Origin of the sequence: Streptomyces sp. NPDC058284, from assembly GCF_042881135.1 — a bacterium.
In the GTDB taxonomy this organism is placed as follows: Bacteria; Actinomycetota; Actinomycetes; order Streptomycetales; family Streptomycetaceae; genus Streptomyces.
In genome coordinates this window covers 32,078-57,605 of sequence record NZ_JBHVYE010000039.1, presented here as the reverse complement: position 1 = coordinate 57,605, position 25,528 = coordinate 32,078, and the positions used below count along the sequence as shown (strand labels likewise).

General features: G+C 72.1%; 25 protein-coding genes. 13 read left to right on the top strand and 12 right to left on the bottom strand.

Features of this window, described 5'->3' with window-relative positions; translation table 11 throughout:
- Positions 1–107: 107 nt before the first annotated feature.
- Positions 108–899: an HAD family acid phosphatase gene (locus tag ACFVYR_RS34805; RefSeq protein ID WP_384261068.1), complete on the bottom strand. Its 792-nt coding sequence runs from the start codon at positions 897–899 to the stop codon at positions 108–110.
- A 250-nt stretch (positions 900–1,149) separates the two neighbouring features.
- Here ACFVYR_RS34805 and ACFVYR_RS34800 point away from each other — a divergent pair, with 250 nt between their 5' ends.
- Positions 1,150–2,358 (top strand): MFS transporter, encoded by a 1,209-nt coding sequence (locus ACFVYR_RS34800; protein ID WP_384261066.1) that lies wholly within the window; start codon positions 1,150–1,152, stop codon positions 2,356–2,358.
- Between the two features lie 90 nt (positions 2,359–2,448).
- Here the strand turns inward: ACFVYR_RS34800 and ACFVYR_RS34795 are convergent, their stop codons facing one another.
- A complete protein-coding gene (locus ACFVYR_RS34795; protein WP_384261063.1) occupies positions 2,449–3,648 on the bottom strand; it encodes a hypothetical protein in 1,200 nt (399 codons plus the stop codon).
- Complete coding sequence (locus ACFVYR_RS34790) at positions 3,645–4,610, bottom strand: 5-dehydro-4-deoxyglucarate dehydratase (RefSeq protein ID WP_384261061.1); 966 nt, start codon at positions 4,608–4,610, stop codon at positions 3,645–3,647. The genes ACFVYR_RS34795 and ACFVYR_RS34790 overlap by 4 nt, the downstream gene beginning before the upstream one ends.
- 269 nt (positions 4,611–4,879) lie before the next feature.
- Between ACFVYR_RS34790 and ACFVYR_RS34785 the strand changes: the two genes are divergently transcribed.
- The 7 genes from ACFVYR_RS34785 to ACFVYR_RS34755 all read left to right on the top strand — a co-directional run bounded on the left by ACFVYR_RS34785 (position 4,880) and on the right by ACFVYR_RS34755 (position 12,217).
- Positions 4,880–5,689 carry an NAD-dependent epimerase/dehydratase family protein gene (locus ACFVYR_RS34785; protein ID WP_384261059.1) on the top strand — a complete coding sequence of 270 codons (810 nt, stop codon included), beginning with the start codon at positions 4,880–4,882 and terminating at the stop codon, positions 5,687–5,689.
- A 207-nt stretch (positions 5,690–5,896) separates the two neighbouring features.
- Positions 5,897–6,667 carry a DeoR/GlpR family DNA-binding transcription regulator gene (locus ACFVYR_RS34780; RefSeq protein ID WP_384261056.1) on the top strand — a complete coding sequence of 257 codons (771 nt, stop codon included), beginning with the start codon at positions 5,897–5,899 and terminating at the stop codon, positions 6,665–6,667.
- 123 nt (positions 6,668–6,790) lie between these two features.
- Positions 6,791–8,158 (top strand): ABC transporter substrate-binding protein, encoded by a 1,368-nt coding sequence (locus ACFVYR_RS34775; RefSeq protein WP_384261054.1) that lies wholly within the window; start codon positions 6,791–6,793, stop codon positions 8,156–8,158.
- Positions 8,155–9,117: a carbohydrate ABC transporter permease gene (locus ACFVYR_RS34770; RefSeq protein WP_384261049.1), complete on the top strand. Its 963-nt coding sequence runs from the start codon at positions 8,155–8,157 to the stop codon at positions 9,115–9,117. Before ACFVYR_RS34775 ends, ACFVYR_RS34770 begins: the two co-directional genes overlap by 4 nt.
- Entirely contained in the window at positions 9,117–9,947 is an 831-nt protein-coding gene (locus ACFVYR_RS34765; protein WP_384261046.1) for a carbohydrate ABC transporter permease, read from the top strand. Before ACFVYR_RS34770 ends, ACFVYR_RS34765 begins: the two co-directional genes overlap by 1 nt.
- On the top strand, positions 9,944–10,933 hold the full coding sequence (locus ACFVYR_RS34760) for a zinc-dependent alcohol dehydrogenase family protein (RefSeq protein ID WP_384261044.1): 990 nt from the start codon (positions 9,944–9,946) through the stop codon (positions 10,931–10,933). Before ACFVYR_RS34765 ends, ACFVYR_RS34760 begins: the two co-directional genes overlap by 4 nt.
- Positions 10,934–10,999: 66 nt before the next feature.
- Positions 11,000–12,217 (top strand): TerD family protein, encoded by a 1,218-nt coding sequence (locus ACFVYR_RS34755; protein WP_384261073.1) that lies wholly within the window; start codon positions 11,000–11,002, stop codon positions 12,215–12,217.
- A gap of 161 nt (positions 12,218–12,378) precedes the next feature.
- Here the strand turns inward: ACFVYR_RS34755 and ACFVYR_RS34750 are convergent, their stop codons facing one another.
- Positions 12,379–12,606: a CarD family transcriptional regulator gene (locus tag ACFVYR_RS34750; protein WP_055564387.1), complete on the bottom strand. Its 228-nt coding sequence runs from the start codon at positions 12,604–12,606 to the stop codon at positions 12,379–12,381.
- A 330-nt stretch (positions 12,607–12,936) separates the two neighbouring features.
- On the opposite strand from ACFVYR_RS34750, the gene ACFVYR_RS34745 reads away from it, so the two are divergent.
- Positions 12,937–13,839: a serine/threonine-protein kinase gene (locus tag ACFVYR_RS34745; RefSeq protein ID WP_384261041.1), complete on the top strand. Its 903-nt coding sequence runs from the start codon at positions 12,937–12,939 to the stop codon at positions 13,837–13,839.
- Positions 13,840–13,906: 67 nt separating this feature from the next.
- Here ACFVYR_RS34745 and ACFVYR_RS34740 read toward each other — a convergent pair whose 3' ends face one another.
- Complete coding sequence (locus ACFVYR_RS34740) at positions 13,907–15,352, bottom strand: alkaline phosphatase PhoX (RefSeq protein WP_384261038.1); 1,446 nt, start codon at positions 15,350–15,352, stop codon at positions 13,907–13,909.
- A 287-nt stretch (positions 15,353–15,639) separates the two neighbouring features.
- On the opposite strand from ACFVYR_RS34740, the gene ACFVYR_RS34735 reads away from it, so the two are divergent.
- From ACFVYR_RS34735 to ACFVYR_RS34725, 3 genes are all read left to right on the top strand, one after another.
- A complete protein-coding gene (locus ACFVYR_RS34735) occupies positions 15,640–15,879 on the top strand; it encodes a hypothetical protein (RefSeq protein WP_384261036.1) in 240 nt (79 codons plus the stop codon).
- Between the two features lie 65 nt (positions 15,880–15,944).
- On the top strand, positions 15,945–17,114 hold the full coding sequence (locus ACFVYR_RS34730) for a hypothetical protein (protein ID WP_384261033.1): 1,170 nt from the start codon (positions 15,945–15,947) through the stop codon (positions 17,112–17,114).
- A 26-nt stretch (positions 17,115–17,140) separates the two neighbouring features.
- Positions 17,141–17,596 carry a hypothetical protein gene (locus ACFVYR_RS34725; protein WP_384261031.1) on the top strand — a complete coding sequence of 152 codons (456 nt, stop codon included), beginning with the start codon at positions 17,141–17,143 and terminating at the stop codon, positions 17,594–17,596.
- A gap of 130 nt (positions 17,597–17,726) precedes the next feature.
- Here the strand turns inward: ACFVYR_RS34725 and ACFVYR_RS34720 are convergent, their stop codons facing one another.
- Positions 17,727–19,193 carry a hypothetical protein gene (locus tag ACFVYR_RS34720; RefSeq protein ID WP_384261030.1) on the bottom strand — a complete coding sequence of 489 codons (1,467 nt, stop codon included), beginning with the start codon at positions 19,191–19,193 and terminating at the stop codon, positions 17,727–17,729.
- A gap of 282 nt (positions 19,194–19,475) precedes the next feature.
- On the opposite strand from ACFVYR_RS34720, the gene ACFVYR_RS34715 reads away from it, so the two are divergent.
- Complete coding sequence (locus ACFVYR_RS34715; protein WP_384261027.1) at positions 19,476–21,329, top strand: endonuclease/exonuclease/phosphatase family protein; 1,854 nt, start codon at positions 19,476–19,478, stop codon at positions 21,327–21,329.
- 36 nt (positions 21,330–21,365) lie between these two features.
- On the opposite strand, the gene ACFVYR_RS34710 is transcribed toward ACFVYR_RS34715, so the two are convergent.
- The 6 genes from ACFVYR_RS34710 to ACFVYR_RS34685 all read right to left on the bottom strand — a co-directional run bounded on the left by ACFVYR_RS34710 (position 21,366) and on the right by ACFVYR_RS34685 (position 25,469).
- Complete coding sequence (locus ACFVYR_RS34710) at positions 21,366–22,226, bottom strand: SRPBCC domain-containing protein (protein ID WP_384261025.1); 861 nt, start codon at positions 22,224–22,226, stop codon at positions 21,366–21,368.
- 148 nt (positions 22,227–22,374) lie between these two features.
- Positions 22,375–23,145: an antibiotic biosynthesis monooxygenase gene (locus tag ACFVYR_RS34705; protein WP_384261022.1), complete on the bottom strand. Its 771-nt coding sequence runs from the start codon at positions 23,143–23,145 to the stop codon at positions 22,375–22,377.
- Between the two features lie 132 nt (positions 23,146–23,277).
- The gene (locus tag ACFVYR_RS34700) at positions 23,278–24,117 is read right to left on the bottom strand and encodes an SDR family NAD(P)-dependent oxidoreductase (RefSeq protein ID WP_384261020.1); all 840 of its coding nucleotides are present in this window, start codon (positions 24,115–24,117) and stop codon (positions 23,278–23,280) included.
- A gap of 70 nt (positions 24,118–24,187) precedes the next feature.
- A complete protein-coding gene (locus tag ACFVYR_RS34695) occupies positions 24,188–24,454 on the bottom strand; it encodes a DUF4235 domain-containing protein (protein WP_384261017.1) in 267 nt (88 codons plus the stop codon).
- Positions 24,451–25,050 carry a DUF3618 domain-containing protein gene (locus ACFVYR_RS34690; protein ID WP_384261015.1) on the bottom strand — a complete coding sequence of 200 codons (600 nt, stop codon included), beginning with the start codon at positions 25,048–25,050 and terminating at the stop codon, positions 24,451–24,453. The genes ACFVYR_RS34695 and ACFVYR_RS34690 overlap by 4 nt, the downstream gene beginning before the upstream one ends.
- Positions 25,047–25,469 (bottom strand): phage holin family protein, encoded by a 423-nt coding sequence (locus tag ACFVYR_RS34685; RefSeq protein ID WP_384261014.1) that lies wholly within the window; start codon positions 25,467–25,469, stop codon positions 25,047–25,049. The genes ACFVYR_RS34690 and ACFVYR_RS34685 overlap by 4 nt, the downstream gene beginning before the upstream one ends.
- Between the last annotated feature and the right edge of the window lie 59 nt (positions 25,470–25,528).

The window sequence follows — 25,528 nt, the reverse complement described above, 5'->3', positions numbered from 1 at the left end:
GCGACCTAGACAGGAATACAACCTATCGACGCCGGGCCCCGGGGACGCGTGTCCCCGGGGCCCGGCGTTTCAGGGGTGCGTGACCGCCACACCCGCGCGCTACTGGCTCAGCCCACGTAGTACGTCGGGTTCGGAAGCTTGTACGTCTTGTCGGCGTACCCGCCCGCGAGGTCGGACGTCTGGTCGCCGAAGCTGGCGACGATGTTGTAGCCGGTCGACTCGATGTGCTTGCGAGTGCCTTCCTTGAACTGGACGGTGGTGCACTTCCAGGCGTCGGCCGTCGCGCAGTTCTTGAGGTACGCGGGCGGGTTCGCCTTGTCCTTGGTGAAGACGTGCGTACGGTCGAGCGCCGTGTCGTAGCCCGCCCTGGCGAGGTTGGTGACAGCGCCCTCGCGCAGCGGCTCGGCGAGGCCGGTGAGGAAGAAGACCTCGACGCCCTTGCGCTTGGCGTACTCCACCAGCTCCGGCATGCCGAAGACGGCGGGGCGCTTGGCCTCCTTGACGTAGGCGTTCCAACTGGCGTCGTTGTACGTGAAGTTGGTCGACTTCTCGTAGTCGAAGCTGAGCAGAGCGGTGTCGTCGACGTCGAGGACGATCGCAGGCTTCCTGCCGTGCCGGGCGTGGTGCGCGGCCTTCTTGATGTCCTTCTTCGCCCTGACCTGGATGCGGGCCAGGTCCTTGGCGTACGGGCTGTCGGGTGAGGACTTCCACACGCCGTCGGCGTCCTTGGCGGCGCCGTAGTAGGCGTCGATCTCGCCGACGAGGAGGCCGATGTTGTGGGGCTCCTTCGTGGGGCGCGCCTCGGCCTGATCCGCGCTGGCGGCGCCGGTGGCGTAGAGGGCGGCTCCGGCGACGGTGCAGGCGGTGGCCAGGCCGGCCACGCGTAGGGACTTGCGCATGTGTTGCGTCTCCGCATCAGGGTTCGGGCAGGTCAAGGACTGTCTACGCGCATCAACCCGGGCGTGGGGAGGGGGCGGGATGACCCTTTACCTGATCCATACCTGAGCGGGCGGACAGGACACAGGCTCTAAGGCGGCTGTCTCGGTACCTCTCCCTGTAGACAGGCCGCGCGCCGTGAACTCATCGCAGCCCCCGTAGGGAAAGCGGCCGATACCGCCGCGGGGGCCTTAGGCGCCACCATCACCAGGCATGACATCGACGATCGGGCGGGTCCTCCGGGACCGGAACGCCGGGCTGTATCTGGGGGCCGTGGTCGTCTCCGGCTTCGGGACCTCCGCGCTGTGGCTGGCGTCGGGGATCTGGGTGAAGGAGCTGACCGGGTCCGACGGCCTCGCCGCGCTCTGCCAGTTCGCCCTGTGGGCGCCCACCCTCGTCGGCCCCCTGCTCGGCACGCTCGCCGACCGCACGCGCCGCAGACCGCTCCTCGTGGCCGCCAACCTCGCGCTCGGCGCGCTGCTCCTGTCCCTGTTCGCCGTCGACACGGCGGGCCGGCTGTGGATCCTCTTCGCCGTCCTCGTGCTGTACGGGGCGTGCGGCGTCGTCACGGACGCGGCGGAGGCCGCCCTGGTCGCGGCGGCCGTCGACAAGGAACTGCTCGGCGACTTCAACGGCCTGCGGATGTCCGCGAACGAGGGCATGAAGCTGGTGGCCCCGCTCGCCGGCGCGGGCCTGTTCGCCGCCTACGGAGGCGCCCGGGTGGCGCTCCTTGACGCGGTGACGTTCGTGCTCGCGGCGGGGATGTTCGCGCTGCTGCGGGTGTGGGAGAGCGCGCCGGTGCCCGACCGCGCGTCGCTGCGGGCACGGACCGCGGAAGGCACGCGCCATCTGTGGGGCCACGAGCGGCTGCGGCCCCTCGTGATGGCGGGCGGCCTGACCATGCTGAGCTCGGGGATCAGCGGCGCGACGGTCTTCGCGATCGTCGAGGGGCTCGGCCGCCCGCCCTCGTACACGGGCGTGCTGTACGTCGCGCAGGGTGCCGGGTCCGTGGCGGTGGGTGTGGCGTCGGGGGCGCTGATGCGGCGCTTCGGAGCGCGCCGTTTCGCCGGCGCGGGCGTCGCGCTGACCGCCGCGTCCCTGCTGCTCAGCGCAGTGCCGTACGACGCCGCCGCCCTCCTGGGCAGCCTCACGAACGGCATCGGCCTGCCCTGCGTACTGATCGCCGGTCTGACCGCGGTTCAGCGCGAGACGCCGGACGCGCTCGTCGGCCGGGTGGCGGCGACGGCCGGCACCCTGATGTTCACCCCGACGGCGATCGGCATCGCGGCGGGCGCGGCCCTCGTGGAGAGCGTCGACTACCGCGTGCTGCTGACGGTGCTCGCGGGGGCACGGCTGCTGATCGCCGCGCCCCTGCTGAGGCGGCCCCGCAAGCGGGCTGCTTCACGTTCGCCCAGCGCTTGACGGTGGCGACGGCCTTCGCCTGCTCGGCCGCGGGGAGCCCGGCGGTCGAGGCGCCGTGCGTGGTCGTGGTCCCGCGGACCGTATCGGCGATCACTCCGTGCGCGACAGGGCCTCCTTGACGAGCGCGAGGTCGCCGTCCGACGCCAGGCCCGCGTGGTAGAGCCGCAGTTCGGTGGCGCCGAGCTCCGCGGCCCGCGCGGCGTCGGCGGCGAGCGTGCCGGGGCTGCCGCCCATGCCGCTCACCACGGTGAGGTTGGCGGCCAGGACCGTGCCGTCCCCGGCCCGCGCGGCGAACGGCGTCAGCAGGCCCGGGCCGCCCGTGCAGGGCACCACCACCCCATCGGCCACGGTGAGGATGTGCGCCGGGTCGGTGCCCGCGTCGGCGCCGCAGTGGTACGTCACCGGGTCGGCGTGGAGCAGGGCCTGGAAACCGGTCCGGCCCGCCGTGACCGCCGCCGTGCGGACCGCGCCCACGGCGGCCTCCTGGAGGGTACGGGCGGTTTCCTCGCGCCACGCGCGCGTGGCCGCCGCCCTGTCCACGCCGATCAGCTTCTCGACGACCGGCCAGCCGCCGCCCTCGCCTTCCTCCTCCCCCGGGCTACCGGCGCCGCGCCACAGGGGTTCCAGGGCGCGGCGGACAGCGGCCGCCAGCTCCTCGGGGTCGTGGCCCTGCCCGGCGTACCCATCACGGCAGGAGGAGCAGAAGCAGAGCGACATCAGGTACTGCCCGGCCTCGCCGAGGGGGACGCCCGCGGTCTTGTCGTGGGCGTGCAGGTGCGCGAGGCCGTACCAGCCGCAGGACTCCAGTTCGGTGCCGGACGTGCCGGGGCGCACGGCGGCTTCGGCGGCCAGATCGACCAGGTACGCGCGCGTGGCGGCTTGCGCGATGCAGGGCGCCCAGGGGTAGCGGTCCCCGTAGGCGTTCACCACGGAGGTCGCCGGATGCTCCTCCCCCATCCGGGAGTTGTGGGCGAGGACGACCCAGCTGTGTACGTCGATCCCGGCGTCGGTGAGCGCCCGCGCCGCCTCTCCGTAGGCGTCGCCCGGCGCCCACTTTCCGGCGGCGTACGGGCGCGGTTCGCGGCCCTGCCACCGATCGCCCGGCGGGTAGAGGACGGCGGCGTGCGCGGCGGTGACGACGCGGTGGCGCGGGTGGCGCGGGGTCAGGGCGCGGGTGGAGTGGTAGGCGGAGGCGAGGGTCACCTGCCGGATGCCGAGGGCGGTCAGGCGGGCGGGGGCGTCGGGGTCGCCGACGACGTCCCAGGGGTAGAGGAACGCGGCGGCCTTCACGCGCCCGCTCCCGGGTGCGCGCCGCCGATCAGTTCCCGGCCGCGCCCGACGAGTTCGGCCAGCCGCTTCACGTGGTCGTCGGCGGGCTCGTGCAGCGGCGGTCGCACGGGGCCGACGTCCAGACCGCCGAGCCGCACGCCCGCCTTGACGAGGGAGACCGCGTACCCCCGGCCGAGGGCGCGCAGTTCCACGAAGGGCCGGTAGAAGCCGTCGACGAGGCGGTTCACGGTGGCGTCGCCCTCCGGCGTACCGGCGTTGAACGCGCGGTGGAAGGCGAGGGCGATGTCGGGGGCGAAGCAGAAGACCGCCGAGGAGTAGAGGCTCACCCCGATGCCGCGGTAGGCGAGCCCGGTCAGTTCCGCGGTCGGCAGGCCGTTGAAGTACAGGAAGTCGCCCGGCACTTCGCTGCGCACGGCGCTGACGGTGCGCTGCATCAGGTCCATGTCGCCGAGGCCGTCCTTGAAGCCGATGACGCCTTCCGTGCGGGCCAGTTCGACGACCGTCTCCGGGGTGAGGACGGCGTTGTCGCGCTGGTAGACGATGACGTCCAGGGAGGTGGCTGCGGCCAGCTCGGTGTAGTGCCGCAGCAGCCCCTCCTGCCCGGCGACGACCAGGTAGGGCGGCATGGCGAGCAGGCCGTCGGCACCGGCCTGCTCGGCGAGGCGCGCGTACCGCACGGCGAGCGCGGTGCCGTACCCGGCGCCCGCGACCACCGGGACGCGCCCCGCCGTCTCCTCGACGGCCGCGGCGACGCACTCCTGGAACTCCTCGGGGGTCAGGGCGTGGAACTCACCCGTGCCGCAGCAGGCGAAGACGGCCGCCGCGCCCGCCTCGACGCCGGCGCGCACATGGGTGCGGAAGGTGTCCAGGTCGACAGCGCCGTCCGGACCGAACGCGGTGACCGGGAAGAACAGCGGCCCGCTGGGGACGCGGAGTCGGGAAGCGAGGGGGGCTGAGGTCACGGGCTCTCCCTGGGCGCGCACGCCAAGACGTGCATGTTTATGATTCATGTCCATATCCCTGAACATGGTCACGCTAAGGCGCCCGCTCGCGCGGGGTCAAGCGCGCGAACTGCCCAGTCACGACCGGAGTTGGCACCTCCGGAGCCGCGCCCGACACCTCGGCCGGAGTCTTGACGCGGCATGACGGAGATCCTTAGCGTGTCCATGGATGTGAATTCTGTACGTGGATGCATACGCGATTGCTTACGGCCGCACGAGGAGACCCCGTCATGCCCGCTCCCCGCACCGTCCTGCTCACCGGCGCCGCAGGCGGCATCGGCACCCTGATGCGCGCTCTCCTGCCCGCGTACGGCTACGACCTGCGCCCGCTCGACGTACGCCCCATGGACGACGAGCCGGACGCAGGCACGGCCGACCTCACCGACCGGGCGGCGCTGCGCGAGGCCGTGCGCGGGGTGGACGCGATCCTCCATCTCGCGGGCATCTCCCTGGAGTCCACCTTCGACAAGATCCTCAAGGCCAACATCGAGGGGACGTACAACCTCTACGAGGCGGCCCGCGAGGAGGGCGTGCGGCGGATCGTCTTCGCCTCCTCCAACCACGTGATCGGCTTCACCCCGCGCCCGCGGGGCGGAGAACCGCTGATCCCGGCCGACACCCCGCGCCGCCCCGACACCTTCTACGGCCTGTCGAAGTCCTTCGGCGAGGACCTCGCCCAGCTCTACTTCGACAAGCACGGCATCGAGACCGTCTCGGTCCGCATCGGGTCCTGCTTCCCCGAGCCGTCGAGCGTGCGGATGCTGTCGGTCTGGATGAGCCCCGAGGACGGCGCGCGGCTCTTCCACGCGGCGCTCACCGCCGAGGACGTGGGGCACACCGTGGTGTACGGCTCGTCCGCCAACACCCGGCTCTGGTGGGACCTCGGCTCCGCGCGGGCGCTGGGCTACGAACCGCGCGACGATTCCGAGCGGTTCGCGCGGCAGCTGATCGCCGAGCAGGGCGACCTCGACCCGGCGAATCCGGACCACGCGCACGTGGGCGGCCACTTCTGCACGAACCCGCCGGTGTGGCCGTACTGAACCGTTCGGGCACCGAACGGGCGGCCCAACCCGCGCAAACGGGCACGCGTCAGGACCGCCGCACAGGCCGTCGCCCCGCCGAGCGGGCACAAGCGGGCAGCATCGCGCCCGCTGCGAGCCTGGTCACGCCCCGGCCCGCGCTGTAGAACTTCCCCCACAGGGCCCGAACGGGCACCGACCGCACCCAGGGGGAAGAAGGTGGCGCCGATGACCGCGGAGGAACGTCAGCGGCGGATCGTCAACGCGGCCCGCCACTCCGGCTCCGTCGACGTGACGGCGCTCGCCGGGGAGCTCGGTGTCGCGAAGGAGACCGTCCGCCGCGACCTGCGGGCCCTGGAGGACCACGGCCTGGTCCGCCGCACCCACGGCGGCGCCTACCCCGTGGAGAGCGCGGGCTTCGAGACCACTCTCGCCTTCCGCACGACCATGCACGTCCCGGAGAAGCGGCGCATCGCGGCGGCCGCGACGGAGCTGCTCGGCGACGCCGAGACGGTCTTCGTCGACGAGGGCTTCACCCCGCAGCTGATCGCCGAGGCCCTGCCCGGGGCCGCGGCGGGCAGGCCGCTGACGGTGGTCACCGCCTCGCTCGCCACCGCGGGCACCCTCGCCGAGGCCGAGAACATCACCGTCCTGCTGCTCGGCGGCCGGGTGCGCCCCGGGACACTCGCCACCGTCGACCACTGGACGACCCGCATGCTGGCCGGTTTCGTCATCGACCTGGCGTACATCGGCGCCAACGGCATCTCCCGCGAACACGGCCTGACGACGCCCGACCCGGCGGTCAGCGAGGTGAAGGCGCAGGCCATCAGGGCGTCGCGGCGGACCGTGTTCCTGGGTGTGCACACCAAGTTCGGGGCGACGAGCTTCTGCCGGTTCGCGGGGGTCGGCGACCTGGACACGATCGTCACGAGCAGCCGCCTGCCCGCGTCCGAGGCGCACCGCTACTCGCTCCTGGGCCCGCAGGTCATCCGCACCTGACGACCTGTCCCCTCCCCCCGCCCCCTCCCGCCTCTCCTCTCCGCACCCCCCCCCCACGGGCCCCCGCACGCCCCGACGCGCCCCTCATCACCCGTTATGCCCCTCTATGTTCAGGAGCGATTCATGCGAACCCCGAGCCGACGGAGGCCGCGCACGCTCGTCGCGGCCACCGCAGGGGCGCTGCTCGCCCCGCTGCTCGCCGGCTGCTGGGCCGGTGCCGGCGGGTCCGGTTCAGGCGGCGACTCCATCAACATCCTCATGGTGAACAACCCGCAGATGGTGGAGTTGCAGAAGCTCACCGCCGCCCACTTCACCAAGGAGACGGGCATCAAGGTGAACTTCACCGTCCTGCCGGAGAACGACGTCCGCGACAAGATCAGCCAGGATTTCGCCAACCAGGCCGGCCAGTACGACGTCGCGACGCTCAGCAACTACGAGATACCGATCTACGCCAGGAACGGCTGGCTGCACGAGGTCGGTTCGTACGCGCGAAAGGATCGGGCGTACGACGAGAAGGACATCCTCGCGCCCATGCGCCAGTCCCTCACCGGCAGTGACGGCAAGCTCTACGGGCAGCCCTTCTACGGGGAGTCGTCCTTCCTGATGTACCGCAAGGACGTCTTCGAGAAGGCCGGTCTGACCATGCCCGAGCACCCCACCTGGCGGCAGGTGGCGGAACTCGCCGCCCGTGTGGACGGTGAGGAGCCGGGGATGAAGGGCATCTGCCTGCGCGGACTGCCCGGCTGGGGCGAGGTGATGGCGCCCCTGACGACCGTGGTCAACACCTTCGGAGGCACGTGGTTCGACAAGGACTGGAAGGCCCGACTGGACTCCCCCGAGTTCGAGAAGGCGACCCGCTTCTACGTGGACCTCGTCCGCGAGCACGGCGAGTCCGGCGCCGCGCAGTCCGGCTACGCCGAGTGCCTCAACAACCTCACCCAGGGCAAGACCGCCATGTGGTACGACGCGACGGCCGCCGCGGGCTCGCTTGAGTCCGCCAAGTCCCCCGTGCAGGGAAAGATCGGCTACGTGCCCGCACCGGTGGCGCGGACCAAGAGCTCAGGATGGCTCTACACCTGGGCCTGGGGCATGCAGAAGGCCTCGCACAACCCCGACAAGGCCTGGAAGTTCATCTCCTGGGCGTCCGGCAAGGAGTACGAGAAGCTCGTCGGCGAGAAGATCGGCTGGTCCAACGTGCCCGCGGGCAAACGCGCCTCGACCTACGCGAACCCCGCCTACCGCGAGGAAGCCGCCGCCTTCCAGGACGTCACCCGCGCCGCCATCGAGGGCGCGAGGCCCCGCGACCCGGGCGTGCAGCCCCGCCCGGCCCCCGGCATCCAGTTCGTCGGCATCCCCGAGTTCACCGACCTCGGCACCAAGGTCTCCCAGGAGATCAGCGCGGCCATCGCCGGACGCGTATCCGTCGAATCGGCCCTGAAGAACTCGCAGGAGCTCGCCGAGAAGATCTCCGAGGAGTACGAGGGACGATGACCACCACCGCGAGCACCACCACCGTCGGCCACGCGCGCGTGCCCGGCGCGAGGACCATGAAGACACCGGGGCCACCGGGACGGCTGCGCGCCTGGGCCACCAGGGCGCCCCTGCTGCCCGCCCTCGTCTTCATGATCGCCGTGACCCAACTGCCGTTCGTAGCGACCCTGGTGATCTCCTTCTTCGACTGGAACGCCCTCTACCCGGACGCCCGCAGCTTCACCGGGTTCGCCAACTACCACGAGGTCCTCACCGACCCCGACCTGCGCAAGTCCGTACTGACCACGATCCTTCTGACCGCCTCCGTGGTGCTCGCCAGCCTGGTCGCGGGGCTCGCTCTCGCGCTGCTCCTGAACCGGAGGTTCAAGGGACGCGGGCTGGTGCGCACCCTGCTCATCGCGCCGTTCCTGCTGGTCCCCGTGGCCGCCGCGCTGCTGTGGAAGCACGTGCTCTACAACCCCGAGTACGGGCTCTTCAACGGCCTGCTTCACTGGGCCGGCGGGGACTCCGCGGCGCAGCCCGACTGGATCTCCAACACCCCGCTGCTCGCCGTGGAGGCCTCCCTGGTGTGGCAGTGGACGCCCTTCATGATGCTGATCCTGCTCGCGGGGCTGCAGAGCCGCGACCCCGAACTGATCGAGGCGGCCCGCATGGACGGCGCGGGCAACTGGCAGGTCTTCCGCCATCTGACACTGCCCCACCTGCGCCGCTACCTCGAACTGGGCGCGCTGCTCGGCTCGATCTACATCGTGCAGAACTTCGACGCAGTCTTCACCATCACCTCGGGCGGCCTCGGCACCGCCAATCTGCCCTACACCGTCTACCAGAGCTTCTACCAGGCCCACGAGAACGGTCTGGCCTCGGCGGCGGGCGTCCTGGTCGTCATCGGCTCCCTCGTCATCGCGACCTTCGCGCTGCGGGTCGTCTCGTCCCTGTTCCGTGAGGAGGCGTCCCGCTGATGAGCAACGTACGCGGCAAGGGAATCGGCCTGGGGCTCACCGCCTGGCTCGCCGGCATCCTGTTCTTCCTGCCCATCGCCTGGATGGCGCTGACCTCCTTCCACTCGGAGGAGGACGCGGCGACCAACCCGCCCTCGCTCGCCGCCTCGCTCACCCTCGACGGCTACCGCGACTTCTTCGGCGCGGGCGGCGGCGCGAGCCCCTGGCCCTCGCTCATCAACTCGACGGTGGCCTCCCTCGTCTCGACCCTGTGCGTCCTCGTCCTGGCGCTGCCCGCCGCTTACGCGCTGTCGATCCGGCCCGTGAAGAAGTGGACGGACGTGCTCTTCTTCTTCCTGTCCACGAAGATGCTGCCGGTCGTGGCGGGCCTCCTGCCGATCTACCTCTTCGCCAAGAACACCGGCCTGCTGGACAACATCTGGCTGCTCGTCCTGCTCTACACCTCGATGAATTTGCCGATCGCCGTGTGGATGATGCAGTCGTTCCTCGCCGAGGTGCCGAAGCCGGTCATCGAGGCCGCACAGATCGACGGGGCGCGGCTGCCGACGATCCTCACGCGCGTGGTGGCGCCCATCGCGCTGCCGGGCATCGCCGCGACCTCGCTGATCTGCTTCATCTTCAGCTGGAACGAACTGCTCTTCGCCCGGGTGCTCACTGGCGTCGTCGCCCAGACCGCGCCCGTCTTCCTGACCGGCTTCATCACCAGCCAGGGCCTGTTCCTCGCGAAGGTGTGCGCCGCGTCGCTCATGATCTCCCTGCCGGTGCTCGCCGCGGGGTTCACCGCCCAGGACAAGCTGGTCCAGGGCCTGTCGTTGGGAGCCGTCAAGTGAAGGCCGCCATCATCGAGTCCGTCGGCAAGGCCGTGGTCGGGGAGGTGCCCGACCCCGCTCCCGGCCCCCGTGACGTCGTCGTCGAGGTCGCCGCGTGCGGACTGTGCGGGACCGATCTGCACATCCTCCAGGGCGAGTTCGCGCCGACCCTGCCGGTCGTGCCGGGGCACGAGTTCGCCGGCGAGGTCGTCGCCCTCGGCAGCGAGGTGCGCACGCTCGCCGTCGGCGACCGGGTCGCCGTCGACCCCTCACTGCACTGCCACGAGTGCCGCTACTGCCGGGACGGGCGGGGCAACCTCTGCGAGCGGTGGGCCGCGATCGGGGTGACCACGGCGGGCGGCGCCGCCCAGTACGCGGTGGCGCCCGCCGCGAACTGCGTACGCCTGCCCGACCACGTACGCACCGAGGACGCCGCCCTGATCGAGCCGCTGTCCTGCGCCGTGCGCGGCTACGACGTGCTGCGCGCCCGGCTCGGTTCGCACGTACTGATCTACGGCTCGGGGACGATGGGCCTGATGATGCTGGAGCTCGCCAAGCGCACCGGCGCGGCGAGCGTGGACGTCGTCGACCTGAACCCGGACCGGCTCGCCACCGCGCGGCGCCTCGGCGTCTCGGGGTCGGCGGCGAGCGCGGACGAACTGGAGCGTCCGCAGGGCTGGGACGTCGTCGTCGACGCGACCGGCAACGCGGCCGCGATCCAGGACGGGCTCGAACGAGTGGCCAAGGCGGGCACGTTCCTGCAGTTCGGTGTGGCCGACTACGCCACGCGCGTGAACATCGACCCGTACCGCATCTACAACCAGGAGATCACCATCACCGGTTCGATGGCGGTCCTGCACAGCTACGAGCGGGCGGCCGAGCTGTTCGCGGGCGGCGTGCTCGACCCCGACGTGTTCATCAGCGACCGGCTGCCGCTCACGGAGTACCCGGGGGCGCTCGACCGGTTCGCCGCCGGGCTCGGGCGGAAGATCGTGGTGGTGCCGTGATCCAAAAACCTTCGCCGGGTAAGGGAACGGCAAAGCGGGATCGTTCGTTACCCCGGCATGACAGCTATGACCCCCGGCTCGAACATCCCGCTGACCGCCGCCCGCGTGGCGGTGGACGTCGCCGCTCCGGTGCGGCTCGACGTATCGGGCCTGCTGCTCACCGCCGACGGCAAGGTGCGCTCCGACGACGACTTCATCTTCTTCAACCAGCCCGCCGGGCCCGGCGTGACCTACCAGTCGGGCGGCGGCACGACCCCCGACAAGATCACCGTCGACACCGCATCCGTGCCGCCCGGCATCGAGAAGATCGTCGTGACCGCGAGCCCGGACGCGGCGGGCCAGACCTTCCAGGGCATCGAGCCCACCGCCACGATCCGCAACGCCGACGACGGCTCGGTCCTCGCCACCTTCACGCCCCCGAAGCTCGGCGCCGAGACGGCCCTGGTGATCGTCGAGATCTACCAGCGCAACGGCGCGTGGAAGGCCCGCGCGGTCGGCCAGGGGTACTCCAACGGCCTCGCGGGCATCGCCACGGACTTCGGCGTCTCGGTGGAGGAGCCCGCCCCGGCTCCGCCGGCCGCCGCCCCCATGGCGCCGCCCGCCGGGCCGCCCGTGCAGGGTCCGCCCCCGCCGGCCGCCGACCCGCGCCTCTCGGCGCCCGCCCCGGCCGCTCCCCCGCCGCCCGCCGCGCCCGCGCCCGGCGCCGGGAAGATCAACCTGGACAAGGGCCGGGTCAGCCTGCAGAAGAACCAGACGGTGTCCCTGGTCAAGGGCGGCCGCCCGCTGCTCTCGCAGATCAAGATGGGCCTCGGCTGGGAGCCCGCGTTCCGCGGCAAGGACATCGACCTGGACGCCTCCGTCATCGCGTACGGCCCGCAGCGCAACCACGTCGACAGCTGCTACTTCGGCAAGCTCTCGATCGTGAACGGCGCGATCAAACACTCCGGCGACAACCTCACGGGCGAGGGCGGCGGTGACGACGAGGTGATCGTCGTCGACCTCGGCCGTCTCCCGCAGGACGTCACGGGCCTGGTCTTCACGGTGAACTCGTTCTCGGGGCAGAAGTTCACCGAGGTCGCCAAGGCCTACTGCCGTCTGATCGACGCGGCATCGGGCGAGGAGCTCGTCCGTTTCGACCTGACCAACGCCGAGGCGCAGACGGGCGTCATGATGGCGAAGCTGATCAAGCAGTTCACCGGCGAGTGGGAAATGACCGCGATGGGGCAGTTCGTGAAGTCCCGCACGGTGCGCGGCATGGTGAAGCCGGCGGCGCAGGCCCTGTAGGGCCCCTGTAAGGCCGCGTAAGGCCCCGTGAAGGGCCTCGCGGACGCGAGTGAGGGGCGGGGGCCGCATGTGCGGTCCGCCGCCCCTCACTCGTGCCGGTTCGCCGTCCGGGCCGGACGTACCGGATCGTCTTCCGGGTCAGAGTTCGGCCGGCTTCCGGGTCAGAGTTTGGCCAGCTTCGGGTAGGGGCTCAGGAACCGTCCCTGGCGACCCGCGAAGTCGATGACCACCGCGTCCTCGCCCTCGACGCCCACGATCCTTCCCAGGCCGTACTGGTCGTGGGAGACCCTGTCGCCCACCTCGAAGTGCTCCACGGGTGGCGCGGGCGGAGCGGGCACGTTGAAGGGACTGTTCGGCAGGTGGCGGCGCGAGCCGGGGGGCCTCGTCATATTCGCAGTATGGGCCCCCGAGTGGCCGCGGCACCATATTCCGTGCTCACACTGCCCTCACATCGGTATGGAACAGACACACAAGCCACGGTGTGTCACGCCCGGATCACGCTGCGGAGACGACCCGAACGAGGGACAGGGTGACAGCACGCTGCCTTTCGGCCACCAGCGGTGATCGAGAGGCCCTTGCCGCGGGCGCCGGACGGAGGGGGGGTACGGCCGCCGGTCTCCCGGCGTACGCAACCGTACGATGCCTCCCAGGCGTCGCACAGAGCGTCGACATGTCCTGCAGTCCCGAGGGCCCTCGGGGCCGCTGGAAGGAGAGAGCCCGTGGAGGTCGCCGGGTACCGGATCGTCGCGTTGCTCGGCGAGGGCGAGACGGGCCGCGTCCACTTGGCGCGGTCCGCGTGGGGGCGGCCGGTGGCCGTCAAGACGGTCGACGGGCCCCTCGCCGCCGATCCGGCGTTCCGCGAGCGCTTCCGCCGCGAGGCGCTCGCCGCGCGGACCGTCACCGGGCCCTGCGCGGCTGCCGTGGTCGGCGCCGACCCGGACGGCGAACCGCCCTGGCTGGCCGTCGAGTTCTGCGCGGGCCCCAGCCTCCCGAAGGCGGTGGCCACGTACGGGCCACTCGGTTCCGCCGAGCTGGCCGCGCTGGGCGCCACGCTCGCCGGAGCCCTGGCGTCGGTGCACGCGGCGGGCCTCACGCACCGCGACGTGAAGCCGTCCAACGTCGTCATCACGCGGCACGGCCCGCGGCTCATCGGCTTCGGCATCGCCAAGAGCACGGTCGCCGGGGGCCTCGCGGCCGACGGAAGCCCCGCGGCCGACGGCGGCATGGTCGGATCGCCCGGTTTCCTCGCCCCCGAGCAGCTGGCGCGGGGCGCCCGGCCGGGGCCCGCCTCCGACGTGTTCGCGCTCGGCGCCGTCCTCGTGGTGGCGGCGACCGGGCAGGGACCCTTCGGTTCCGGACGCGCCCCCGAGGTCCTGCACCGCACGCTGCACGAGGACCCCGACCTGCTCGGCGTGCCGGACCCGGAGTGGCGGCACTTTCTCGGCCGCTGCCTGGCCCGTGACCCCGCGGCGCGGCCACCGGTCGCGGAGGTGCTCGGCCGGTGCGCCGGGCAGGCGGCGGTCCCTCCGTGGTGGGCGCAGGAGCCGGTCGCGGGGCTGATCCGCCGTCAGGAGGGGAAGCTCGCCGAGATGTTGGGGCAGGCCGGGACCGGAGGGTCTTGAAGCCTGTCTTTGCACCCTTGCCCGCGCCCCGGCGCCCGCCTCGGGCCCGGGGACGCGGGAGTGCCGGTCAGCGCCGTCGGCGCCGCCACGGTCCGGTGATCGCGAGCATGATGCCGGGCGTCTGGATGTTGGCGTAGAGCGTCCTGCCGTCGGGCGAGAACGTGACGCCGGTGAACTCGCTGTACGCGGGCTCCTCCACTGTCCCCGCGTTGAGTTCGTTGCGCGCGATCGGGTACGTGCGGCCGCTCTCCGTCGCGCCGAACAGGTGCTGGACGCCGTCGCCGTCCTCCGCGATGACGAGTCCGCCGTGCGGCGAGACGGTGATGTTGTCGGGGCCGTCGAACGCGCCGTCCTTGCCCGGCTCCGGGTTGACACCGAGGAGCACCTTCAGCGTCAGGGTGCGGCGGCCGGGGTGGTAGAACCACACCTGTCCGTCGTGCGGGACGGGGCTCTCGGCGCGGGCGAAGGACGAGACGATGTAGGCGCCGCCGTCGGCCCACCACATGCCTTCGAGCTTGCGGGCGCGCGTGATGTCACCGTCGTCGAACTGCCGGCGCACGGGCACGGTCCTGGCGTCGCGGTCGGGGACCTCGACCCAGTCGACGCCGTACACCGTGCCGGTCCTCGTGGCGCGGGACAGGTCGTCGACGAAGCGGCCGCCGGAGTCGTAGCACCTGGGCGCCTTCAGGACACCCGCGTCGTCGGCGAGGGTGCGCAGTCTGCCGCGTCCGTGGGTGAAGCCCTGCGGCGGGGTCCAGCGGTAGAGGAGGCCGTTCGGCCCTGAGGCGTCCTCGGTGAGGTAGAGGTGGCCGCGCTTGGGGTCGACGACGACGGCCTCGTGGGCGTAGCGGCCGAGCGCCTTGACGGGCGTGGGGGCGCGGTTGGCCCGCCTGTCCAGGGGGTCGACCTCGAAGACGTAGCCGTGGTCCTTGGTCATGCCGTTGCGGCCCGCCCGGTCCTCGGTCTCCTCGCAGGTGAGCCAGGTGCCCCACGGAGTGGCGCCGCCCGCGCAGTTGGTGGCGGTGCCCGCGATGCCGACCCACTCGGCGACGTGCCCGTCGGGGCCGACCTCGACGACCGTGCAGCCGCCGGCCGCGGCCGGGTCGTAGACGAGCCCCTCGGCGAGCGGTACGGGGTGCTCCCACTTGCTGCGGGGGCCGCCCAGCTCGTGGTTGTTGACGAGGAGCGTGGTGCCGCGGGGGCCGCGGAAGGCGGCGGTGCCGTCATGGTTGGACGGCGTGAACTCGCCGCTCTCCAGCTTGGTCCTGCCGCTGTGGGTGAGGACGCGGTAGGTGAACCCGGCGGGCAGCGCGAGGAGCCCGTCGGGGTCGGGCAGGAGGGGCCCGTAGCCGGGGCCGTGGTGGCCGTGGCCCCGGGCGCCCTCCGGCTCCTCGGTCTCCGTGGCGGCCAGGGCGCCGGGCGCGGTGGCGAGCGCGGCGACACTGCCGGTCAGGGCGACCCCCGCACCGGTGAGCGCGGAACGTCTGGCGAAATCCCTGCGGGTGAGCGACATGGTTTCTCCTGGGGCGCGTGGACGGGTACGTATGGGCGCGTGGGCAGGTACGTCTGGAGTCGCGCGGGCGGCAGCGGACGGCCGGGCCGCTGTCGGCGCCACCGTCCCGCCCGCGCCTGAACACGGGCTGAACGCTGTCCGACAGCGAGGGGCCCGCTTTCCGAATCCGCCCGTGGGGGGGGGCGGCCCGGCGCGAAGAATCAGCGCGGGACACCTTGACCCGCGATGCCCACGGCAATAGACAGCACGTACGTGCACACGCACCACCGCGTGGGGAGGCGAGCCGAGTGGACGCACAGCAGGCACGCAGCCTCCATGAGGGCCGGCTGATGCGGCTGGCCAATGTCACCGGAGTCGGCACCGGGAGGGATGAGCACTCGGGTCAGGACGTGATCGTCGTCTTTGTCACCCACCGAGTGCCCCGTGACCGTCTCCGTGACGAAGACGTGGTTCCGGACACGCTCGACGGCGTCCCCGTACGCGTACTCGCCATCGGTGAAGTCGACGCACAGGACGGCGGGTCGTAGCGAGAGCGACGCCCGCGCGCGGTGCCGGAGCCCCACCCTTGTTCCAGGGGAAGAGGTGGTCTGGCGTGGTCAGCCAGCCCGAACTGATGCGAGGACCCACCGGCGGTCAGCTGAGCGACAGCTCCCGCCAGCAGGCGATGTCCGACTTCCTGCGGCCCCAACAGCCGCTGGCCAACGTCGTCGGCTTCGGCCACGGTGTGAAGTGGAGCGGCGGAGAGCCCACCGGCGAGCCCGCCGTCATCGTGTTCGTCACCCAGAAGGTCCCGGAATCCATGCTCCCGGAGCGGGACGTCGTCCCGCGCCAGATGGACGACGGCACCCCGACCGACATCGTCGCGGTGGGCCACATCGCGGCGCAGCGCAGCAGGCAGAGCAGGCCGGGGGGCCGCCGGGCCGAGGACCGCTCCCCGGGGGCGTACGACTCCGACACCGGCATCGGCGAGCACCTCTCGGGCCTCGGGCAGCCACAGCTCGAGGAGTACGCCGGGCACACCATGTACGAGCCGCAGCTCCTCAAGCGCCGGATGCGCCCCTGCGCCTCCGGCTTCTCGGTCGGCAACGTCCGGGTGACCGCGGGCACGCTCGGCAGCGTGGTCTACGACTTCCTGCCCGGCGCCTCCGTCGACCCGCCGGGCTCCGGCCTCGGCACCCCGGCGAAGTTCTACGTCCTCTCCAACAACCACGTGCTCGCCGACTCCAACCGGGCGCAGCTTGGCAGCGCCATCGTGCAGCCCGGCGTCTTCGACGGCGGGCAGGACCCGGCGGACCGCATCGCGACCCTGGAGCGCTTCATCACGATCCAGTTCGCCCCGCAGATCCCGCTGGAGCGGCACAACAACGTCGTGGACGCGGCGCTCGGCGCGGTCGAGTTCCAGGACGCGACGCGTGAGCAGTACTTCAGCGGCGCCCCGCGCGCCTGGCGGCGCAAGGCCAACGTGGCCGTCGGCGACCTGGTGAAGAAGACCGGCAGGACGACGAACATCAGCTTCGGCCGGATCATCGCCGTCGACGCGACCGTCGACGTGAACTACGGCACGGCGGGCACGGCCCGGTTCAAGGACCAGATCATCACGACGAACATCTCGGCGGGCGGCGACTCCGGTTCGCTGGTCACCTCGCAGGACGACGTCGCGGTGGGTCTGCTCTTCGCCGGTTCCTCCGTCGCGACCATCGTCAACCACATCGAGAACGTCCGCGCGCTGCTGCGTGTGGAGATCGCCGAGCTGCTGGCCTGACGGTCAGGACGGAAGGAGGGTTTTCCATGACCACTCAGGCACGCAAGCAGAAGGACAGCCAGTCGCGGATGTCGGAGCACCGCTTCCACAATCCGCAGGGCGCCGAGGTCAAGACGCGCGACGAGGCGTTCGCCGCGCCGGTCGCCGACGTGTCGGCCGAGGCACTGTCGGCGGACTGCAAGCTGACGCTCCACAACGGCACCGTCACCTTCGCCATCGAGGTGCGGTACAACCCCAACACCTACCCGCACGTGGTGACCGGGGGCCGGATCACGTCCGGCATCTGCGGTGCGCCGTGGGACATCACGGGCGGCTCGATCGGCGAGACGATCCGGCTCGACGCGAAGCGGTCGGGGCAGGGGGCGTGCGCGTCCACGATCACGATCGTGGGCGAGTTCCAGAATCCGCCGGCCTACCGGGGTACGTACGGGTTCGACGGGGCGTCGTCGTCGTTCAAGCACACGACTCGGTACGAATGCTGACGCCTCCGGCGGGGTGAGCGGACCCCGGGTGGGCCTGAACTGTCGGGCCCACCCGGGGTGCTGTCTGTCGCCCTTCGGGCTCGTCCTCAAACGCCGGACGGGCTTCGAGGTGCCCGCGACGGGCTGACGATCACAGGCCCTGCTGCGACCTTGCCTTGAAGGCCGCCTTGCGGGCCTCCTTCGCCACCTTCTTGTCGGGGTGCAGGCGGCCCATGGCCTCCAGGACGTCGGCCGTGGCGGGGTGGTCGACCCGCCATGCCGCGGCGAAGAAGCCGCTGTGCTGCTGGGCGAGGCCCTCGACCAGGCCCTGGAGTTCGTCCGAGTTGCCCTCGGCGGCGAGCTGCGCGGCGAGTGTGTCGATGGTCAGCCAGAAGATGAGCGCCTCCGACGGGGCGGGCACGTCCGCGGCGCCGTGCTCGGCGAGCCAGACCCGGGCGAGACCGCCGAGCTCCGGGTCGTCGAGGACCTCGCGGAGCGCGGGCTCCGCCTCGGCGCCGACCAGGGAGAGCGCCTGCTGGCAGCGGAGTCTGCGCAGCGGCGCGCCCTCGTCGCCGCCGCGCGCCGCGGCCAGCAGCTCGGCGGCGGCGGCCAGCGGTTCGTGCCGGGTGAGCCACTGCTCGATCTCGGCCTGCGCGGCGTGCTGCGGGAAGCCGGAGGTGCCGGCGAGCAGCGCGTCGGCGCCCTTGTCCGCGAGGTCGCCGACGGCGGGCGCGTCGACGCCGGCCTCCAGCATGCGGGCGCGGACGCCGTACAGGCCGAGCGGGGTGAGGCGGACCATGCCGTAGCGGCTGACGTCCTCCTCGTCGACGGGGGCGGGCTGCTCGGCGTTCTCGTCGTCGATGTCGGCCATGAGCGCCTCGTCGACGGGCTGGTACTCGACGAGGCCGAGCGGTTCGAAGAGCCGGAACTGGTCGTCGAGCTTCATCATCGCGTCCGACACCTGCTCCAGGATGTCGTCCGTGGGCTCGCCCATGTCGTCGGGGACGATCATCGAGGCGGCGAGGGCGGGCAGTGGCACCGGTCCCTCACCGCCCGCGGCGTCGCCCACGGTGAGCAGGTAGAGGTTGCCGAGTACGCCGTCGAGGAAGTCGGCCTCGGCCTGCGGGTCCCAGCCGAGCTCGTCGAAGTCGACCTCGCCGTTCTCCTCCAGGACGTCCAGGAGGTTCTCCATGTCGGGCACGGTGGCGTCCGCGTACACGGTGTCGAGGGCGCCGAGCCAGATGCCGAGGACGTCCTGCGGGCTGCCCGCCACGAGCGCCGCGAGGTCCGCGCCCTGCGTGACGGTGCCGTCCGCGCCCTCCTCGTCGGCGTCGGTGACGTCGACGAGGCCGGTGTCCACCGCGACCCGCCAGGCCTCGCTCGTGTACGCGGCGGCGTCCGCCTCCTCGATGCCCGCAGCCGCGAGGTCCAGCTCGGCCGCGGCCGCCGGGAGCTGGGCGTCGACGAGCTCGCCGCCCGCGCCGACGCGGGTCTCGGGCCCCGCCCAGCGGGCGAGCCGCACGGCGCGGGACAGCAGCGGTGTGGCGAGCGCGGCCCGCGCGAGTTCCGCTTCGGAGTGCAGCAGCACCGGCGGCAGGGTGGCGGGACTTACGGACATCGGCTGGTTCTCCTCCGAAGGTGTGGTCGCCGAGCGTTCGGATCGGCAAGGCGCAAGCCTAGACGGATTTGGCACCATGCGGCCCGGTTCATGTCCCTGTCAGGAAACGTACAGCGCGGGAACACCCGGGGAACCTTGACAACTGCCCTGGTCACGCAAGAGATTGACGCGCGTAGAGCACCTCCGCACCCTCGCACTCCTGCCTTCCCGCACTTCTGCACTCCTGCACTCCTCTGCGGGCGCCCGCTGTCCGCTCCGCCTTCCGTCACCCGGAGTTTCCCGATGCCGCACATACCCTCGCCCCGCGTCCCCAGATCCGCCGCCGTCGGCGCCGTGCTCGCCACCGCCCTCGCCGCGGGCCTGCTCGCGACCACCTCGTCCGCCGCCTCCGCCGACGAGGTCCGCATCCACGACATCCAGGGCACCACCCGCGTCTCGCCCCTGGCGGGACAGCAGGTCACAGGAGTCGCCGGCGTCGTGACCGGCGTCCGCGCATACGGCTCCAAGGGCTTCTGGATCCAGTCGGCCGCCGACGCCGCCGACAAGGACCCGGCCACCAGCGAGGCGGTCTTCGTCTTCACCGGCTCGGCGCCGCTCACCGTCGAGCCCGGGGACGCGGTCCGGGTCTCCGGGACGGTCGGGGAGTACGTTCCCGGGGGCGCGGGATCCGGCAACCAGTCCCTCACCCAGATCACCAAGCCGACGGTGAGCGTGGAGTCGTCGGGCAACGCGCTGCCCGCGCCGGTCACGATCGACGCGAAGTCCGTGCCCGCCGCGTACGCGCCGGACGGCGACCCCGCCCAGGGCAACAGCGTCAACGCGCTGCCGCTCAAGCCCCGTTCGTACGCCCTGGACCTCTACGAGTCCCTGGAGGGCATGAACGTACGCATCGGCACCTCGCGCGTGGTCGGCGCGACCGACACGTACAACGAGATGTGGGTGACCGTGAAGAAGCACGAGAACCGCAGCAGGCGCGGCGGCACCGTCTACGGCTCGTACCGCGCGCAGAACGGCGGCCGGCTGCAGATCCAGCAGCTCGCCCCCGTCTCCGAGCACCCCTTCCCCAAGGCGAACGTCGGCGACGTGCTGCGCGGCGGCGCCGAAGGGCCCCTGGACTACAACCAGTTCGGCGGTTACACCCTCGCCGCCCGTGAGCTCGGCACCGTCACCGACAAGGGCCTCATGCGCGAGAAGACGCGGCGGCAGGCCAAGGGTGAGCTCGCCGTGGCCACGTACAACGTCGAGAACCTCGACCCGAGTGACCCGCAGAAGAAGTTCGACGCGCTCGCCGCGGCCGTCGTCTCGAACCTCTCCTCGCCCGACATCGTCGCCCTGGAGGAGATCCAGGACGACAACGGCGCGAAGAACGACGGCACGGTCTCCGCGGAGGCGACCCTGAAGAAGTTCACGGACGCGGTCGTCGCCGCGGGCGGGCCGCGCTACGCGTGGCGCTCCGTCGACCCGCAGAACAACAAGGACGGCGGCGAGCCGGGCGGCAACATCCGTCAGGTCTTCCTCTACAACCCCGAGCGGGTCTCGTTCACCGAGCGTGCGCCCGGCGACGCCACCACCCCCACCGAGGTCGTGCGCGAGGGCAAGCGGGCCGCGCTGAGCCATTCCCCCGGACGCGTGGACCCGCTGAACACGGCGTGGGAGGACAGCCGCAAGCCGCTGGCCGGCGAGTTCGTCTTCCGCGGCCGCACGGTCTTCGTGATCGCCAACCACTTCGGGTCCAAGGGCGGCGACGAGGGTCTGACCTCGCACCACCAGCCGCCGGTGCGCTCCTCCGAGGCCAAGCGGCTGCGGCAGGCGCAGGCGGTGAACGGCTTCGTGAAGGAGCTGCGCGAGGCGCAGCGCGACGCGGACGTCGTGGTGCTCGGCGACATCAACGACTTCGAGTTCTCGGCGGCGGCCAAGGCCCTCGAGGACGGTGGTGCGCTCCGCTCGGCCGTGAGATCGCTGCCGCGCGCCGAGCGCTACTCCTACGTCTACCAGGGCAACTCGCAGGTCCTCGACCAGATCCTGACCAGTCCCGGGGTGGGGGACGACTTCGGCTACGACAGCGTGCACATCAACGCGGAGTTCGCCGAGCAGAACAGCGATCACGATCCGCAGGTGCTGCGCTTCAGGCCGTAGACCGTAGGCCGTAGGCGGTGGATCCGCTGGACCGCCTCAGCCGTAGAGGTGGTCCAGCCAGTCCTGCCAGGCCAGTTCGGTGCCCTTGGCGTCCGCGTGCGCACCGAAGTCGTGGACGCTGACGCCGACCGGAGCGCCGAAGTGGTTGCGGCCGAAGAACCGGTGCATCGTCTCGTCCGTGCGCAGTCCGATGAAGTACCGGCTGCGGAAGTCGATCACCGCGTTCAGCTCCCCTGCGGGGGCCTGGGCGCGGACGCGGGCGCCGTCCGTGGCGTCGTCGGGCAGGCCGAGGGCGCGGGCGAGTGAGGCGAAGGCGTCCGGGGCGAGCGAGGCGAGCGGGCCGTTGACGGCGGAGAAGGCGACGGGGCGGCCCGCGAAGTACGTCATGTACTGGCCGAGGGTGTGCAGGTAGAAGTCGGTGTGGCGGACGGCGCTCTCGTACTGGGTGTCCGCGCTGCCGGTGAAGACGCCGCTGCGGACGTAGCGCAGCCAGGAGCGGCGCCCGCCGTCGCGGGGCTCGATGGTGTGGTCGAGCTGGTGCAGACTCTGGCCCGGCACCCTGTCCGGGTCCTCGACGCGGGCGGTGAGGCGGCGGGGCGGGTCCCAGCGGGTGACGGTGCCGCCGGAGGGGGCGGCACCGCCCTCGCGCGGCTCGTACTCCATGGGCCACTGCCAGCCGCCGGTGCCGGTGGTGAGGGCGGCCCAGAGCTGGTCGGGGGAGCCCTCGACCGCGAACTCCCTGACGATCTCGAAGGCCTCGCCCGCGCCGTCGGCCGCACCGGTCTCCCCGGCGGCCACGGGCCCGACCTCGTCGGCCCTCCCCCGGCCGGACCGGCGCCCGGCCGACCTGGCTGCCCTGCCCGCCCTGCCCCTTTTGGCCCTGCCGTCGTCGCTCATACCGGCCACCCGGGGGCGGAGGCGGGTGGAAGAGGCGGGTGCGGGTAAGGGTGCGGGGCAACGGTCACGTCCAGCATGGCTCCACCGTCCCGCCGACCCCAACCGCTGTCCAGGCGGGTGGAGCCGTCGGCGGGACGGCGCCGGGAATTTACGCCTTGCTCGGTACGAAGCCGTACGCGAACCGGTACCGGGCGACCGCTCCGTCCCCCACGACGCCGGGGAAGTCGCGCACCCGGCGCCACTGGGGCGTGGGCGAGCCGATGCCCTCGCCCGCCGCGGCGAGCGCGTCGATGTGGGCCTGCTCGCTCTCCCACTCGGCGTAGTTGAGGACCCGCCTGCCGTCGATGCTGACGTGGAAGTGGGCGGAGCGCAGCCCCGGCTTCCCCGCCGGGTCGGTGTCCAGGGCCTCGATCACCCCGTCGGCCCAGGCGCGCTGCCGGTCCTCGTCGGGCCCTTCGAAGTCGACCTGCACGACCACGATCGCGAGCGCGCCGGAGTCGTGCCCCTCGCGGTCGCTGCCGTCGCTGCCGTCGCTGTCGTCGCGTCCTTCGGTCCAACTGCGGTACAGGCGCGTCTTGTTCAGGCCGAGGCGCTCGATGCCCGGCACGGCCGCGTCGATGTCGGTGTTCCTGGCGTCCCTGCCGTTCCCGGAGTTGGCGAAGAAGTCCTGGTAGGCGGAGTCGTCGCGCCACTGCGAGCGGTGCAGGACGGTCGATCCGTCGGCGCCCGCGTACACCGTGTAGGAGAGCAGTCCCTCATGGGGCCAGGGGCGGCTCTCCCAGGCCTTCGCGATGGCGTCCAGGGTGGCCCGTTGCCGCTCGGGCGAACCGGTGCTCCAGGTGCTGATGAAGGTGAGGTCCCCGTCCTGCCGGGCCGGGTCGGGGAGGGTTCCGGTGCTGTGGGTCGCGGTCGTGGGCATGGCGGTCCGTCCGTCTCGGTCGATGTCGGTGCGCCCGCCGGGCCGGGGCCCGGCGGGACACGACCGACGATGCGACATCAACCAAGGTTGAGGTCAACCCCCGCGCGGTTTCGCGCCGTCATCGCCGCCACGTCACAGCAGGTGGCCGCCGCCGTCCACGAGCAGGACCGCCCCGGTGATGTACGAGGAGTCGGCCAGGTCGGCCACCGCCTCCGCGATGTCCTCCGGGCGGCCCACCCGGCCCAGCGGGAGGCGGCCCGCGACCGCCTCCATGGTGGCCTCGATGCCCTCGACACCGTCGAACCAGGGGGTGTCGATCATGCCGGGCGCCACCGCGTTGACCCGGACGGCCGGGCCGAGCGTCTTGGCGAGCAGCTTCGTCATGTGGTTCACGGCGGCCTTGCTGACCGCGTACGGGATCGAGCTGCCGTCCGGCCGCACGCCCGCCTGCGAGGAGATGTTGACGATGCTGCCCGCCCCGCTCGCCCGCAGGTGCGGGACGGCCGCCGTGATGGTCTGCCAGACGCCGATGACGTTGACGTCGTACAGCTCACGCCACACGTCGGGGCCGGCGGCCGCGAGGTCGTCGTGGTCGATGAACCGGGTGGCACCGGCGCAGTTGACCAGGATGTCCAGTCGGCCGTACGTGTCGACGGCGCTCTGCACCAGCCGCGCGGCGTCGGCCTCGTCGGCGACGCTCGCCCGGACGTAGACGGCGTCAGGCAGTTCGGCCGCCAGCTTCTCGCCCGCCTCCACCGACCGGGCGGAGTTGACCACCACGCGAACGCCCGCCGCGGCGAGGCGGCGGGCGATGGCGGCGCCGATCCCGGAGGAGGATCCGGTCACCAGCGCGACGCGCCGCTCCGCGGTGGCGTCGCCGTCGCTGTCACTGCTCTTGCTGTTGTTCCTGCTGTTGTTCTTGCTTCCGCTGCTGCCACTGCGGTCGCTGTTGCTGCTGTTGTCGCTGTTCATCAAGGTTCAAGCCTCTGTGTCCGTCCGGCCTGTCGGCGCCCGGGGCGATCATGCCAGACGGGCACCGGTGTCAGCCCGGCCAGCGGCCCGTCAGACGCCGCACGCCGACCGCGCCGCCGCGGTCGACGGCGGCCCTGACGACGGCGAAGATCGCGCCCTGCAACGCGGCGGCGGCGAGGATCTCGCCCCAGGCGCGTTCCTCGTCGTGCGCGTCCGGTGCGTCGTCCTCGCCCGCCACCGCCTTCCAGGTGCGGTTGAACAGCGCGCTCGCGGCCACGCCGCCCAGCATGCCGAAGGCCAGACCGAGCGGCTTGTAGAGCACCTGTGCCCCGTTCATCGGCGCCCCGCCCGCTTGCGGCGCAGCAGCACGCAGGCGACCAGGACGCCCGCCCCGGCCGCGGCGAACGCGCGCGGGTGGCGGCCGCCGATCCTCGCGATACCGCTCGCGGCGGCCCGCACCGGCTCGGGCGCACCGTCCTGCACCCGGCGCGCGGCCTCGGCCACCTTCTCCTCGGCCTGGACCACCGCGGGGTGCTGCTCCGCGCGCGCCTTGCCGTCGAGCACGGCTCCCTTGGCCCGCTCGGCGCTCTCGGCCGCCTTGTCCTTCGCCCGGACCGCGCCGGCCGCCGCCTTGTCCTTCACGCGCGCCGTGCCTTCGGCCGTCACGCTCCTGGCGTGCTCCGCCTCGTCGGCCGCCTTGTCCTTGGCGCGCGCCGCCTGTTCCGTCACCTTGTCCTTCACCTGTGCCGCCGTCCCTCGTACCTGTTCCTTCACCGCTGCTGCCCGCTCCCGGGCGCGGGCCTTCACGTCCGCCTTCGCCGCCAGTTCCTCGACGGTCACGCCGAGACGGCCTCGGGTGTCCTCGATCTGCCGGCGCAGTTCGTCCGGCCCCTTCACGCCCGTGTTCTCCGGTTGCTCCGGCGTCTTCGTCATCGGTGCGCCCTTCCCTTGATCTCCTCGACATCCGCCTTGACGCTGTCCATCGCCCGCTGCGGCACGGGCGGTACCGCGCGGGCCAGTTGACCGCGTCCCAGCACCGCGAGCACCGCCGCCACGGCGAAGAGCACGCCGGTGACGATCAGGGCCGCGGCCCATACGGGCAGCACCAGGGAGAGGGCCGCGGCCGCCGTGGCCGACAGCGCCATGAGTCCGACGTACGAGACCGCGCCGGCCGCTCCGAGGAGCCCTCCGCCGCGTCCCGCCCGTTTGCCCTTCTCCGCCATCTCCTGGGCGGCCAGCCGCATTTCCTGGCGTACGAGTTCCGAAATCTGCGCGGTGGCCTGCTCGACGAGCTCTCCCACCGAGTGCCGCTCATGTTCGCGTGTCGGCTGCTCGCCCATGGTTCCGGTCACAGTTTCGCCTCCCTCCTTCTGGGAGGCCCGGGTACCCGGGCGGGGCCGCGCTATCCCCG